A 13,694-nucleotide genomic window follows, 5' to 3' on the forward strand; every position below is an offset into this window, starting at 1 on the left:
GTTACATTCCGAACCCGGAAGCTAAGCCTTACAGCGCCGATGGTACTGCAGGGGGGACCCTGTGGGAGAGTAGGACGCCGCCGAACAATTCTTCTAGAGAAGCCCCCGCCGGGTGAACCGGTCGGGGGCTTCTCTGTTGTAGGGTCAACATGCAATTGTCGTCACACGGGACAGGAGGCCCCCGGGTGGAGGTCCAGGAGACGCGGGTCCAGACCGATCGCGTCCTCACCATCCCCAACATGCTGAGCATGGGCCGGCTGGTCGGTGTTCCGCTGTTTCTCTGGCTCATCCTGTGGCCGGTGTTCGACGGGCCCAACAACGACGGTTGGGCCCTGTTGATCCTGATGCTGAGTGGGATCAGCGACTATCTGGACGGAAAGCTCGCCCGGAGGTGGGGGCAGATCAGCCGGGTGGGGCAGCTGCTCGATCCGCTGGCCGACCGGCTCTATGTGCTGTCCACGCTGGTCGGACTGACCTGGCGTGAGATTCTGCCGTGGTGGCTCACCGCGATCCTGTTGGCCCGTGAGGTATTCATCGCCGGGCTGCTGCCGATTCTGAACCGGCACGGCTACGGCCCGCTCCAGGTGAGTTTCCTGGGCAAGGCCGCGACCTTCAATCTGATGTACGCGTTTCCGCTTCTGCTGCTCGGCAGTGTGGACAGCTGGATCGCCCGGCCGGCCGAAGTGGTGAGCTGGGCGTTCATCTGGTGGGGGACGACGCTCTACTGGTGGGCCGCGATTCTCTACGCGGTTCAGGCGAGGCGGATCGTCCGGGGGAGCGCCGCGGGCCCGGCGTCCACAATCTGAGACGTGATCTGAGAGAAGCCCCACGCCTCCTCGGTGCGTCGGACGAGACCTTCCGGGTAGAGAACCTTCTGGAACGCTTTGATGGACCTGCTGGTCCACCACCGCGAAGGAGGACGCACCCGTAATGAAAGCCGTTGTAATGGCAGGGGGCGAGGGCACCCGACTCCGCCCGATGACCTCCAGCATGCCGAAGCCGCTGCTTCCGGTCGCCAACAGGCCGATCATGGAGCACGTGCTTCGGCTGCTGAAGCGGCACGGCCTCTCCGACACCGTCGTCACCGTGCAGTTCCTGGCATCGCTGGTCAAGAACTATTTCGGTGACGGCGAAGAGCTGGGCATGCATCTGACCTATGCCCACGAGGAGACGCCACTGGGCACTGCGGGGAGTGTCAAGAACGCCGAGGACGCGCTCAAGGACGATTCCTTTCTGGTGATCTCCGGTGACGCGCTGACCGACTTCGATCTCTCGGAATTGATCGACTTTCACCGCAGCAAGAACGCTCTGGTCACCGTCTGTCTCACGAGGGTGCCGAACCCACTGGAGTTCGGCATCACGATCACGGACGACGAGGGGAGGGTCGAGCGTTTCCTGGAGAAACCGACCTGGGGGCAGGTTTTCTCCGACACGGTGAACACCGGTATCTATGTGATGGAACCCGAGGTCTTCGACTACGTCGCGGCGGGCGAGTCCGTCGACTGGTCGAGCGACGTCTTCCCCCAGCTGTTGAAGGAGGGCAAGCGGGTCTACGGCTACGTCGCGGAGGGCTACTGGGAGGACGTGGGCACCCACGAGAGCTACGGCAAGGCCCAGGCGGACGTCCTGGAGGGCAAGGTCGACGTCGAGCTCGACGGCTTCGAGATCTCTCCCGGGGTCTGGGTCGCCGAGGGAGCCGAGGTGGACCCGGAGGCGGTGCTGCGCGGGCCGCTGTACATCGGGGACTACGCCAAGGTCGAGGCCGGCGTGGAGATCCGCGAGCACACCGTGCTGGGCAGCAACGTGGTCGTGAAACGCGGCGCGTTCCTGCACAAGGCGGTGGTGCACGACAACGTGTACGTCGGACCGCAGAGCAATCTGCGGGGCTGCGTGGTCGGCAAGAACACCGACGTGATGCGTGCCGCGCGGATCGAGGACGGCGCGGTGATCGGGGACGAGTGCCTGGTCGGCGAGGAGTCGATCATCGGGGCGAACGTCCGGGTCTACCCGTTCAAGACCATCGAGGCCGGTGCCGTCGTCAACACTTCGGTGATCTGGGAGTCGCGCGGCCAGGAGCACCTCTTCGGAGTCCGCGGCGTCTCGGGCGTCCTGAACGTCGAGATCACCCCGGAGCTGGCGGTGCGGCTGGCGGGGGCGTACGCGACGACCCTGAAGAAGGGCGCCACCGTCACCATTGCGCGTGACCACTCGCGTGGTGCGCGTGCGCTCAAACGGGCGATGATTTCGGCGCTCCAGACCTCCGCGATCGACGTCCGCGACCTCGAGAACGTGCCCATGCCGGTCGCGCGGCAGCACACGGCGCGGGGGAGCGCGGGCGGGATCTTCCTGCGGACCACGCCGGGCGTGCCGGACTCGCTGGACATCCTGTTCTTCGACGAGCGCGGGGCGGACCTCTCGCAGGCCGGCCAGCGCAAGCTCGACCGGGTCTACGCCCGCCAGGAGTTCCGGCGGGCCTTCCCCGGTGAGATCGGGGACCTGACCTTCCCGTCCAGCGTCTTCGACTCGTACGCGGGCAACCTGCTGCGGGCGGTGGACACCACCGGGGTCCGGGAGGCCGCGCTGAAGGTGGTCGTGGACACCGCGCACGGCAGTGCCGGCCTCGTTCTGCCGAGCATCCTCGGCCGGCTCGGGGTGGAGGCACTCACCGTCTCCACCGGGCTGGACGAGGCGCGGCCGACCGAGGACGCGGAGGCGCGCCGGGCCGGCCTGGCCAGGCTGGGTGAGCTGGTGGCCTCCTCGCGGGCGGCCTTCGGGGTGCGGTTCGACCCCGTGGGCGAGCGCGTCGCGTTCGTGGACGAGCTCGGCCGGGTGATCGACGACGACCGGGCGCTGCTGGTGCTGCTGGACCTGGTCGCGGCCGAACGGCGCAGCGGGCAGGTGGCACTGCCGGTGACCACCACCCGGATCGCCGAGCAGGTCGCCGCCTACCACGGCACCCAGGTGATCTGGACCACCACGACGCCGGACGACCTCGCCAAGGCGGCCTCCGCGGAGGGCACGGTGTTCGGCGGGGACGGCCGCGGCGGTTTCGTGGTGCCCGAGTTCAGCGGGGTGCTGGACGGCGCCGCGGCGTTCGTCCGGCTGGTCGGCCTGGTGGCGCGGACCCAGCTCACGCTGAGCCAGATCGACGCGCGGATCCCGCAGGCGCACATCCGGCGCCGGGACATCGCGACGCCGTGGGCGGCCAAGGGCATGGTCATGCGCTCGGTGGTGGAGGCGGCCGGCAGCCGTCGGCTGGACACCACCGACGGGGTCCGGGTGGTCGAGGCGGACGGGCGCTGGACGCTGGTGCTGCCGGACCCGGCCGAGGCGGTCACCCACCTGTGGGCCGAGGGCCCCGACGACGAGGCCACCGAGGCGCTGCTGGACGAGTGGGCGGCCGTGGTCGACGGCGCGGGGCGGTGACGGCCCGGGGCTGACCACGGTCCGGAGCCGAGCCGGGCACGGTCGGGAGCCGGGCCCGGAACTACCTCGGACGGCGGGGCGCGCGGTGTGATCCGCGCGCCCCGCCGTCCGTTTTCACATCATTCGGAATACTCCGTCACGTTCCGTCATGTGTGCAGCGTGTGTGCAGCTCAGGGGCCGTGCACGGGCCCCCTCGGCGACGTGGGACGATGGTCTCCATGCCAGCGACGCCGACGCCGAGTGCCCCGAACGGACGGTACAACCGCCCGGACGCCTCGATGTCCTTGCTGACCAGCGTGATGGACCACAGCCTGGACGAGGGCTACGCGGAGGCGGCCGCCGCGCGCGGCGGAGCCCGCGACAGCCGGATACCCGGCACCCTGCAGGGACTGCTCACGCTCGGCGCCGGGCTCGCGCTGGTCGGCGCGGTGGTGACGGTGGGCGCGGTGAACGCGCACGAGGCCGAGCCGTCGCTGGCCAAGGAGCGGGACGCACTGATCCACCGGATCAACGACAGCAACACCTCGGCCGACCAGTTGCAGAAGCAGGTGCAGGAACTGCGGCTCAAGGTCGACAGCACGCAGCAGCAGGCGCTCGCCTCGGGCGACGGGGACCCGGGCGGGGTGAGCGGGGCGGTGGGCCTCGGGCAGGTCACCGGGCCGGGTCTGAAGCTGGTCCTGGAGGACGCCGCCGGTACGGGCCTCGGCGGCAACGTCGACCCGCGGGCCGGGCAGGGCTTCTCCAACAGCGGCCGGCTGCGGGACCGCGACCTGCAGCTCGTGGTGAACGGCCTCTGGGGAGCCGGGGCCGAGGCGATCGCGATCAACGGCCAGCGACTGACGGCACTGTCCGCGATCCGGGCCGCGGGCGAGGCGGTGCTGGTGGACAACCGGCCGCTGGTGCCGCCGTACAGCATCCAGGCGATCGGGGACGGCTCGCAGCTCCTCGCCGCCTTCGAGAAGGACATGGCCGGGCAGTACCTGCGGCTTCTCCAGGAGCAGTACGGCATCAAGTCGACGCTCTCCGTGCAGAAGAGCCTGACGCTGCCGGCGGCGGTCGGGGTGACGCTGCGGACCGCCCAGCCGGTGACCCCCGAAGCCTCGCCCGCGGCCCCGACGACTCCGGGCGGAACGCCGCCGGGCGGCGCCGCGACCCAGCAGAGCCCCGGCGCGTCCGTCCCACCGGCGGCCCAGCCTTCCGCGTCGCCGCCGCCGGCCGCGCCCAGCGGTACGTCCAGCGCCAAGCGGCGTCCGACGACCGGATCCACCAAGACCTCGACAGGGACAGGAGCAGCCAGACCGTGATTGCCGTACTGGGTCTTGTGATCGGGGTGGTCGTCGGCCTCTTCGTCCAACCCGAGGTGCCGGACGCCGTCGTGCCCTATCTGCCGATCGCGGTGGTGGCGGCGCTGGACGCCGTGTTCGGCGGCGTCCGGGCGATGCTCGACGGGATCTTCAACGACAAGGTGTTCATCGTCTCGTTCCTGTCGAACGTGGTGGTCGCGGCACTGATCGTCTTCCTCGGCGACCAGCTGGGCGTCGGCTCGCAGCTGTCGACCGGTGTGGTCGTCGTCCTGGGCATCCGCATCTTCTCCAACGCGGCCGCGATCCGGCGCCATGTCTTCCGTGCCTGAGCCGGGCCGCGAGGCGGTGGCCGCGGAGAAGCGGGAGGCCCCGGCGGCCGGTCCGGTCCCCGGGGAGCCGGGCGCAAGGACGAGCGGGAAGGCGGCCGAGGAGACGGCTGCGAAGCCCGCCGAGGACGCCGTGGACGGGCCCGAACCGGAGCCGGCCGGGCCCGCCGGGCCGGAGGGCCCGGCGGCCGCGTCCGAGGCCGCCCAGGCGGCGGGGGAGACGGCCGGGGCCGGGGAGGCCTCGGAGGGGAAGTCTGACGCTAAGGCTGAGCCTGAGGCCGCTCCGGTGGCCGAGCCGACGCTGCGGCTCACGAAGGTCGTGGAGCCGGCACCCCGGGGCGCTCCGGAGGCCTCGTCGGCGGCCGAGGCTCAGCCGGAACCCGTGCCCGCCGCCGAGCCCGTGCCCGCCGCCGAGCCCGAGGCGGAATCCGCACCGGAGCCGGAGCCGGACGCCGGGCCCGAACCCGCCGCGGACCGGAACGCCGGCCGGCGGCGGCTGAAGGCGGCGCTCTGGCCGCCGCGGCTCTCGCGCGGGCAACTGGTGGTGGCGCTGCTGCTGTTCTCGCTCGGTCTGGGCCTGGCGATCCAGGTGCGGTCGACCAACGACCACCACAGCCAGCTCCGCGGGGCCCGCCAGGAGGACCTGGTGCGGATCCTCGACGAACTGGACAGCCGTCAGCAGCGTCTCCAGCAGGAGAAGGCGGAGTTGGAGCAGTCCCTGGCGAAGTTGGAGAACAGCTCCAACCAGGCCAAGGAGGCCCAGGAGCAGACCAGGAAGAAGGTGACGGAGCTCGGCGTGCTCGCCGGCACCGTCAAAGCCACTGGTCCGGGCATCGTACTCACGGTCGATGATCCCCAAGGGCAGGTGAAGGCAGATATGCTGCTGGACACCCTGCAAGAACTTCGAGCGGCGGGGGCGGAGGCGATTCAGATCAACGATGTGCGCGTGGTGGTCAACACCTACTTCACCGACCTGTCGGGCGGCGGGGTGCAGATCGACGGGAAGAAGGTCTCGCAGCCCTACCGCTTCACGGTCGTGGGGAACCCGCAGGATCTGACACCCGCGCTGAACATCCCGGGAGGTGTCGTCCGCACGCTGGAGAGCCACCAGGCGCGGGCGACGATCACCCAGCAGCAGAAGGTGGTCGTGGACGCCCTCGTCGACCCGAAGTCGCCGCAGTACGCCAAGCCGGCTTCGAAGTGACGGGGCGCCCGACGAACGGCCCGTCAAGGGCGGGCGGCACCCGGTTCGGGGCGCCGCCGTCACATGGGCGAGACTGGTTCGCACCAGTACGCTCCGGAGCAACAACCGCAGTACCAACCGCCGGAGTACCACTCCAGCGGGCCCGAGCAGCAGCGAGCGGGCCCGCAGCATGTCCGAGGTTCTCACCCTGCCCCGCGGGCGGGTCTGTCACACGCAAGGGGATTCGCCCGTGAGTTTCTTCTCGAAGTTGTTCGGTCGTAACAAGGGCCGTGACGCGGCCGCCGTCGAGGCGCCCACCGCGCGTCACCGCCGCCCCGAGGACGAGCCCGCCGTGCCGGGCATGCGCCCGGCCCCCGAGGCCGCGCCGTACGCGGGTCAGCAGCTCTACCGGGACGGTGGAGCCGCCCAGTACGCGGGGAATCAGGCGGGCTACGGCGCGTCGGTTGACCCCTCCGGCGAGCCGCGCATAGGTTTCCCGTCAGGACCCTCAACCTCTGGTGGAGGGTTTGCCCCGGATCCGTACGCCGGGCACAACCCGTCGGGTGTGCCGCGCCAGGAGGCTGTGAACATGGCTGGCCCCACTCCGTGCCCCAGGTGCGGCAACCAGAACCCGGCCTCGGCCCGGTTCTGTTCCAACTGCGGCACGGCGCTGCGCGGCGGTCTGCTCCCGGAGGGGGCGGCGGAGACCACGTCGACCATCTCCATCTCCGGCCTGGAGTCGTACGACCCCACCACCACGACCGGCACCGGCGCCACGCCGGCCCTGTCGGCCGAGGTGCTGTCGGCGATCGACGCGCTGCCGCCGGGCTCGGCCCTGCTGATCGTCCAGCGCGGTCCGAACTCCGGCAGCCGCTTCCTGCTGGACTCGGACGTCACCACGGCGGGTCGCCACCCGCAGGGTGACATCTTCCTGGACGACGTCACGGTCTCCCGCCGGCACGTGGAGTTCCGCCGCACCCCGGCCGGCTTCAGCGTCGCGGACGTGGGGAGCCTCAACGGCACCTACGTGAACCGGGAGCGGATCGACGAGGTGTCGCTGAACAACGGCGACGAGGTCCAGATCGGGAAGTACCGGCTGGTGTTCTTCGCCGGCCACAACCGGGGGTACTGAAAACGACGTCGGTAGGAGCCCGAGTGAATACGAATACCCCTTCCTCTTCTCTCGGGGCGGCCACCCCAACCCCGTCCGGTCCGCACGCGGACTGCGGCGGACGCGGGGTGGTCGCGGGCCCGCGGCAGCCGGTCCGGGCCGATCGGCCCGCCGGCCGTCGGCGCGGCGGTGACGAGCTGCTGAGCATCGGCGCGGTGCTGGCCTTCCTGCGCGACGACTTCCCCGAGGTGACCATCTCCAAGATCCGCTTCCTGGAGGCGGAGGGGCTGGTCGAGCCCCAGCGCACGCCCTCGGGGTACCGCAAGTTCAGCCCGGCCGACGTCGAACGGCTGGCGTACGTCCTGCGCATGCAGCGGGACCACTACCTGCCGCTGCGGGTGATCCGGGAGCACCTGGACGCCATCGAGCGCGGCGAGAACCCGCCCGCGCTGCCCGCCGCCGACACGCGCCCCGGGCCGCTGGAGGAAGCGGACCGGGAGCTGGTGGCCGCCGGCGAGGTGCCCTCCGGCGTCCGGCTGGGGCGTGCCGAACTGCTGGCCGCGGCCGAGGCCGGGGAGCCGGAGCTGGCCGAGTGGGAGTCCTACGGGCTGGTCGCCCCGGGGCCGGACGGCGGCTACGACGGCGAGGCGCTCCAAGTGGCCCGGTTGGTCGCGGAGCTCGGCCGGTACGGGCTGGAGCCCCGGCACCTGCGTGCCATGAAGGCCGCGGCGGACCGCGAGATCGCGCTGGTGGAGCAGGTGGTGGCGCCACTGCGCCGGCACCGGAACCCGCAGACCAGGGCGCACGCGGAGGCCACCGCCCGGGAGCTCGCGACGCTGTCCGTACGGCTGCACGCGGCCATGGTCCAGGCCGGTCTGCGGACCCGTGGTTAGGGCCCGTCCGACCGGTCGTTCCGGCGACCGCGCGGCCCGGGGGCGCGAACCGCACCGCGCTGACCAGCGGCGTCGGCCCTGCGCTTTCATATCCGGGAGCGGAGCCATAGGGTTGCCTGTGTGAATGAGCTCGACGTCGTGGGTGTCCGGGTGGAGATGCCTTCCAACCAGCCGATCGTGCTGCTGCGGGAGGTCGGGGGAGATCGCTACCTGCCGATCTGGATCGGCCCCGGCGAGGCGACCGCGATCGCCTTCGCCCAGCAGGGCATGACGCCGGTGCGCCCGTTGACGCACGACCTGTTCAAGGACGTCCTGGAGGCGCTCGGCCAGCAGCTCACCGAGGTCCGCATCACCGACCTGCGGGAGGGCGTGTTCTACGCCGAGCTGGTGTTCGCCGGCGGGGTCGAGGTGAGCGCCCGGCCGTCCGACGCCATAGCGCTGGCGCTGCGCACCGGCACGCCGATCTACGGGAGCGAGGAGGTGCTCGCCGAGGCGGGCATCGCGATCCCGGACGAGCAGGAGGACGAGGTCGAGAAGTTCCGCGAGTTCCTCGACCAGGTGTCGCCCGAGGACTTCGGGGGCAGTGGTCCGCAGTAGCGAGGACCCCTGTGCGGCCTTCTGGCCCATCGTTTTGCGAAAAACCGTCCTCCTACCCACACTAGGGGCACGAAAAACCACTCTCCTGAGTGATGCGGATTGTCTGACCCGGCGTGGCGATCGTTGACGGGTCATAGGGGACTGCCTACCGTCAGGAGTGGCTGTCCGGGTGGCCGATGCCCGCAGTCGGGTTGCCCGCAGCACGAGTGGACGGAGGCAGGCATGAGCAGCACCGGCGATGACGCGGCCGTGGGAGGCCGGTGCGCCGTGCACATGCCGCGCACCGCTCGCACCGTCACCGATCTCCCCAGGGTCGGCAGGTTCCCGGCCGTACAACCGGGCCAGCCGGCCATCGAACGGCTGGTCCCGACGTCCGACCTGCTCGGGTTCCGCGGTCCGACGGCCTGCGCGGCGGCCGGCATCACGTACCGCCAGCTGGACTACTGGGCCCGTACCGGACTGCTGGAGCCCAGCGTCCGCACCGCGTACCCGTCGACCAGCCAGCGGCTCTACAGCTTCCGCGACATCCTGCTGCTGAAGATCGTGAAGCGGCTGCTCGACGCGGGTGTCTCGCTGCAGAACATCCGGGTGGCGGTCGCCCACCTCCAGTCCGCCGACCAGGCCGACCTGGCCGGGATGACGCTGATGTGCGACGGCGCGACGGTGTACGAGTGCACCACCCCGCAGCAGGTGGTGGACCTGCTGAAGGGCGGTCAGGGGGTCTTCGGCATCGCGGTGGGCGCGGTCTGGCAGGAGCTGGAGCTCACCCTCGGGCGACTGCACGCCGAGCGCACCGACACCGGCGAGACCGTGGTCGGGCACGATCCGGCCGACGAACTGGCCCAGCGCCGCAACCGGGCGGTCTGAGCAGGCCTTCCACGGGGCCGCGGGCCCGAACGGGGAACCGTTCGGACCCGCGGCCCCGTCGTGTTCCCTGTTGACGTGATCGAGGGAGGGCACGTGGGAGTCGGCACCGGGATATCGGGGCTGCTGCGGCGCAGGGCCGGGCTGCTGGGGGTGCGGCTGCGGCAACGGGGTACGCAGCGCCGGGTGTTCCAGCTCGGAACGGTGCTCTGCTCGCTGGCGCTGGCCCCGAGCGCCTGGGTGTGGTGCTCCGCGGGGGACCGGGTGGGCACGGTGGAGAGCGCGCCCGCCGCGCCGGTCGCGGTGGTCTTCGGCGCAGGTCTGTACCAGGGCAGGCCCTCGCCGTACCTGGAGCACCGGCTGGTCGCGGCGGCGGACCTGTACCGGGAGGGGAAGGTGCAGGCGATCCTGGTGACCGGGGACAACGGGCGGGTCGAGTACTCCGAGCCCGACGCGATGTACGACTACCTGACCCGGCACGGGGTGCCCGAGGACCGGGTGGTGCGGGACTACGCGGGATTCGACACCTGGGACTCCTGCACCCGGGCGCGCCGGATCTTCGGGGTGGACCACGCGGTGCTGGTCAGCCAGGACTTCCACGTCCGCCGGGCACTGGCGCTGTGCGAGGCGGCGGGCATCCGCTCGTACGCGGTCGGGGTGCCGGAGCAGCACGACGCCACCTGGCTGTACGGCGGGCTGCGGGAGGTCGCCGGGGCCGGCAAGGCGGCGGCGAACGCCTGGCTGCGGCCGGACCCGGTGTTCCTGGGGCCCCGGGAGGACGGCATCCCGAGGGCGCTGGCGGCCGCCGCGGCGCAGCGGCCCTAGGGACGGCGGCCGGGTTCGTACGGACTGTCGGACCCGTGCGCGATGATCGGCGGGTGCGATCTCTGCCGAGCATCATCCACCTCGACATGGACGCCTTCTTCGCGGCGGTGGAGCAGGCGGCCAAGCCCAGCCTGCGCGGCAAGCCGGTGATCGTCGGAGGGCTCGGCGGGCGCGGGGTGGTCTCCACGGCCTCGTACGAGGCGCGGAGGTTCGGGGTGCACTCGGCGATGCCGATGGCGCAGGCGCGCAGGCTCTGCCCCAACGCGGCCTTCCTGTCGGGGCGGTTCGAGGCCTACCGGCAGAACAGCGAGATCGTGATGGGGCTGCTGCGGCAGCTGTCCCCGTTGGTGCAGCCGCTCAGCCTGGACGAGGCCTTCGTGGACCTGGAGGCCGGCCCGTACGGCCCGGCGCTGCTGGCGGCGGACCACGACACGGGAGAGCAGCTGGTGCTCGCGCTGGCGGAGGACCTGCGGGCGGACATCCGGCGGCGGACCGGGCTGACCGGCTCCGTGGGGGCCGCAGGGTCCAAGCTGATGGCCAAGATCGCCTCCGAGCAGGCCAAGCCGGACGGGCTGGTCCTGATCGAGCCCGGGCAGGAGCGGGCCGTGCTCGGCCCGATGCCGGTGCGGGCGCTGCCCGGGATCGGGCCGGCCACCGAGCAGGTGCTGCGCCGGGCCGGGCTCAACACGGTGGCCGACCTCGCGGAGGCGGGGGAGGCGGAGCTGGTGCAGCTGGTGGGGCGGGCGCACGGTGCCGGGATCTTCCAGATGTCCACGGGGCTGGACGAGCGGCCGGTGGTCGCCGACCAGGACGCCAAGTCCGTGTCGGTGGAGGACACCTACGAGGTGGACCTGGCCGACCGGGAGCGGGTGCTGCGCGAGGTCGAGGCGCTGGCCGGCCGGTGCGTGCGGCGGCTGCGGGCGGCCGGGCGGTCGGGGCGCACGGTGGTGCTCAAGGTCCGGCGGTTCGACTTCTCGACGCTGACCCGCTCGGAGACCCTCGGCGGGCCCACGGACGACGAGACGGTGATCACCGCGACCGCGCGCCGACTGGCCGAGCAGGTGGACATCGCCGGCGGGGTCCGGCTGCTGGGCGTGGGCGTCACCCAACTCGCCGACTACACCCAGGAGGACCTGTTCGCCCAGGCGCTGCGGGAGGAGGCCGCGGAGCACGCGGAGGCGGCGGCCGAGGCCGAGCCGGTCGAGGAGGAGCCGGAGGCCGTCGTGGTGCGGCGGTGGATGCCCGGGCAGGACGTCCGGCACGAGGAGTTCGGGCCGGGCTGGGTGCAGGGCAGTGGCGTCGGGAGGGTCACCGTGCGGTTCGAGACGCCGTGGAGCGGGCCGGGGCGGGTGCGGACCTTCGCGGTGGACGACCCGGCGCTGGAACCGACCCGGCCGCTGCCGCTGCGCCGGGTCGAGGACGGGAGCGAGCACGGGGGCGGGAGCGAGGGCGGCGGATCGGACAGGGGTGGCGGATCGGACACGGGGGCCTGAAACGCGAAGCGGCCCCACCCGGTGGGGGAGTACCGGGTGGGGCCGATCACCGTGCCGGGTCCCGTACGGTCGTGATGCCCTCGCGACGTACGGGGACCCGGGGCCCCGCGCCCTGTCCCTGAGCGCGGGGGCCGGACGCCTCGTCAGGCGTCGGTCTTGACCAGCTCGGGGCTGGAGTCCTGCTGGGCCGAACCGCCGACGACGGTCGCGGTGGCGGCCGCCGTACCGCCGCGGATCAGGAACGGGACGACGCCGGCGACGACGCAGACGACGGCCGCGGTCCAGAACGCGTGCTTGTAGGCGTCCAGGGTGGGCAGGGAGAGCGGGATCTGCGGCGGCAGCTTCATGGTGTCGCCGGTCAGGATGGCGGCCATCACGGCGGTGCCGATCGCGCCGCCCACCGTGCGCAGCACGGAGTTCATGCCGTTGGCGATGCCGCTCTGCTCGGCCGGGACGGCGCCGTTGATGTAGGCGGGCATCGCGGCGAAGGCGAGGCCGACGCCGAGACCGAAGATCGCCGAGGCGGTGTAGATGTCGGCCTCGTGCCCGTGGCGGACGGCCAGGTAGGCCATCGCGACGGCGCCGAGGACGCCACCGAGGACCAGCGGCAGGCGCGGGCCGCGACGGGCGATCAACAGGGCGCCGACCGGGGCGGCGACCATCGAGCCGATGGCGGACGGCAGCAGCATGATGCCGGCGTGCAGCACGGTGGCGGTGAAGCCGTAGTGGGTCAGCTTCTCCGGGGTCTGGGCGAAGTTGCTGATGACCATGAAGGAGCCGTACATGCCGAAGCCGATGAGCAGGCCGGCCACGTTGGTGAAGGCGACGGCCGGACGGGCCATCATCTTCATGTCCACGAGCGGGTGCGCGACCTTGGTCTCGATGATCCCCCAGACCAGGGCGACCACGGCGGCGACGGCGAACAGGCCGAGCGTCTTGTTGGAGGTCCAGCCCCAGTGGTTGCCCTGGCTGACCGCGACCAGCAGCGCGGAGAGCCAGCCGGCGAGGGCGATGGCGCCCAGCGGGTCGGCGCCGCCCTCCTTGTCGGTGACCGGGTCGGTGGGGACGCGGAAGGCGACCAGGGCGACCGCGATCAGGCCGAAGACCAGGCCCATCCAGAAGATGGACTTGTAGTTCCAGTGCTCCAGCAGGAGGCCGGTGGCGACCAGGCCGAGGCCGGAGCCGACGCCCATCGAGGCGCTGATGGCGGCGACGCCGCCGGTCACCTTCTGCTTGGGCAGCTCGTCGCGGACGATGCTGATCGCCAGCGGCAGGACGCCACCGCCGGCGCCCTGGAGGACCCGGGCGACGACCAGCCAGGTGAAGGAGTGGGTGCTGACCGCCAGCGCCGAACCGGCGACCAGGCCGGCCAGCGAGATCAGCAGCATCGGCTTGCGGCCCCGGAGGTCGCCGAAGCGGCCCAGGAGAGGAGTCAGCACGGCCGCGGAGAGCAGGTTGGCGGTCATCAGCCAGGTGATGCTGGAGGCGGAGACGTTCAGTTCCCTGGCCAGCGAGGGCAGGATCGGGACGACCGCGGTCTGCACCACGCTGAACGACAGCATCGCCAGGATGAGGGCCGGCAGGACCCGGGCGCTGCTCTGCTTCTCGGCCGCGGTGGTGGGCTGTGGTGCCTCACTCACGGTTGCTTCCTCTCGTACATAGTGAATGAACT

The 13,694-nt window shown here is 71.7% G+C and carries 12 protein-coding genes and 1 rRNA gene; 12 read left to right on the forward strand and 1 reads right to left on the reverse strand.

The features are described from left to right. The 12 genes from rrf to ACWD4P_RS09900 form a co-directional block, all read left to right on the forward strand. Positions 1 to 86 (forward strand): 5S ribosomal RNA (rrf, locus tag ACWD4P_RS09845); the annotation flags it as partial. A gap of 99 nt (positions 87 to 185) precedes the next feature. Then, on the forward strand, positions 186 to 806 hold the full coding sequence (locus tag ACWD4P_RS09850; protein ID WP_449779249.1) for a CDP-alcohol phosphatidyltransferase family protein: 621 nt from the start codon (positions 186 to 188) through the stop codon (positions 804 to 806). A 124-nt stretch (positions 807 to 930) separates the two neighbouring features. Continuing rightward, the gene (locus ACWD4P_RS09855; protein ID WP_449779250.1) at positions 931 to 3,426 is read left to right on the forward strand and encodes a sugar phosphate nucleotidyltransferase; all 2,496 of its coding nucleotides are present in this window, start codon (positions 931 to 933) and stop codon (positions 3,424 to 3,426) included. A gap of 218 nt (positions 3,427 to 3,644) precedes the next feature. Beyond that, positions 3,645 to 4,730 (forward strand): DUF881 domain-containing protein, encoded by a 1,086-nt coding sequence (locus tag ACWD4P_RS09860; protein WP_449779251.1) that lies wholly within the window; start codon positions 3,645 to 3,647, stop codon positions 4,728 to 4,730. Further along, positions 4,727 to 5,059 (forward strand): small basic family protein, encoded by a 333-nt coding sequence (locus tag ACWD4P_RS09865; RefSeq protein WP_030062488.1) that lies wholly within the window; start codon positions 4,727 to 4,729, stop codon positions 5,057 to 5,059. Before ACWD4P_RS09860 ends, ACWD4P_RS09865 begins: the two co-directional genes overlap by 4 nt. Continuing rightward, a complete protein-coding gene (locus ACWD4P_RS09870) occupies positions 5,052 to 6,260 on the forward strand; it encodes a DUF881 domain-containing protein (protein WP_449779252.1) in 1,209 nt (402 codons plus the stop codon). The genes ACWD4P_RS09865 and ACWD4P_RS09870 overlap by 8 nt, the downstream gene beginning before the upstream one ends. A gap of 568 nt (positions 6,261 to 6,828) precedes the next feature. Next, positions 6,829 to 7,371: an FHA domain-containing protein gene (locus ACWD4P_RS09875; protein WP_449779253.1), complete on the forward strand. Its 543-nt coding sequence runs from the start codon at positions 6,829 to 6,831 to the stop codon at positions 7,369 to 7,371. A 179-nt stretch (positions 7,372 to 7,550) separates the two neighbouring features. Next, positions 7,551 to 8,243, forward strand: a complete 693-nt coding sequence (gene ftsR / locus ACWD4P_RS09880) for a transcriptional regulator FtsR (protein ID WP_359822502.1) — start codon at positions 7,551 to 7,553, stop codon at positions 8,241 to 8,243. 120 nt (positions 8,244 to 8,363) lie between these two features. Then, positions 8,364 to 8,840 (forward strand): bifunctional nuclease family protein, encoded by a 477-nt coding sequence (locus ACWD4P_RS09885; protein WP_030303568.1) that lies wholly within the window; start codon positions 8,364 to 8,366, stop codon positions 8,838 to 8,840. Between the two features lie 222 nt (positions 8,841 to 9,062). Then, positions 9,063 to 9,707, forward strand: a complete 645-nt coding sequence (locus ACWD4P_RS09890) for a MerR family transcriptional regulator (RefSeq protein ID WP_359822462.1) — start codon at positions 9,063 to 9,065, stop codon at positions 9,705 to 9,707. 93 nt (positions 9,708 to 9,800) lie between these two features. Continuing rightward, positions 9,801 to 10,529, forward strand: coding sequence for a SanA/YdcF family protein (locus tag ACWD4P_RS09895; RefSeq protein ID WP_359822465.1), 729 nt, complete (start codon positions 9,801 to 9,803; stop codon positions 10,527 to 10,529). Between the two features lie 53 nt (positions 10,530 to 10,582). After that, complete coding sequence (locus ACWD4P_RS09900; RefSeq protein ID WP_449779254.1) at positions 10,583 to 12,022, forward strand: DNA polymerase IV; 1,440 nt, start codon at positions 10,583 to 10,585, stop codon at positions 12,020 to 12,022. Positions 12,023 to 12,165: 143 nt separating this feature from the next. On the opposite strand, the gene ACWD4P_RS09905 is transcribed toward ACWD4P_RS09900, so the two are convergent. Beyond that, positions 12,166 to 13,662 carry an MFS transporter gene (locus ACWD4P_RS09905; RefSeq protein ID WP_359822470.1) on the reverse strand — a complete coding sequence of 499 codons (1,497 nt, stop codon included), beginning with the start codon at positions 13,660 to 13,662 and terminating at the stop codon, positions 12,166 to 12,168. Positions 13,663 to 13,694: the final 32 nt, after the last annotated feature.

Source organism: Kitasatospora sp. NPDC002543 (genome assembly GCF_053594915.1).

Coding starts and splice junctions, on each gene's coding strand:
- ACWD4P_RS09890 (WP_359822462.1), top strand. CDS start 9,063: ATGAGCAGCACCGGCGATGACGCGGCCGTGGGAGGCCGGTGCGCCGTG.
- ACWD4P_RS09860 (WP_449779251.1), top strand. CDS start 3,645: ATGCCAGCGACGCCGACGCCGAGTGCCCCGAACGGACGGTACAACCGC.
- ACWD4P_RS09855 (WP_449779250.1), top strand. CDS start 931: ATGAAAGCCGTTGTAATGGCAGGGGGCGAGGGCACCCGACTCCGCCCG.
- ACWD4P_RS09875 (WP_449779253.1), top strand. CDS start 6,829: ATGGCTGGCCCCACTCCGTGCCCCAGGTGCGGCAACCAGAACCCGGCC.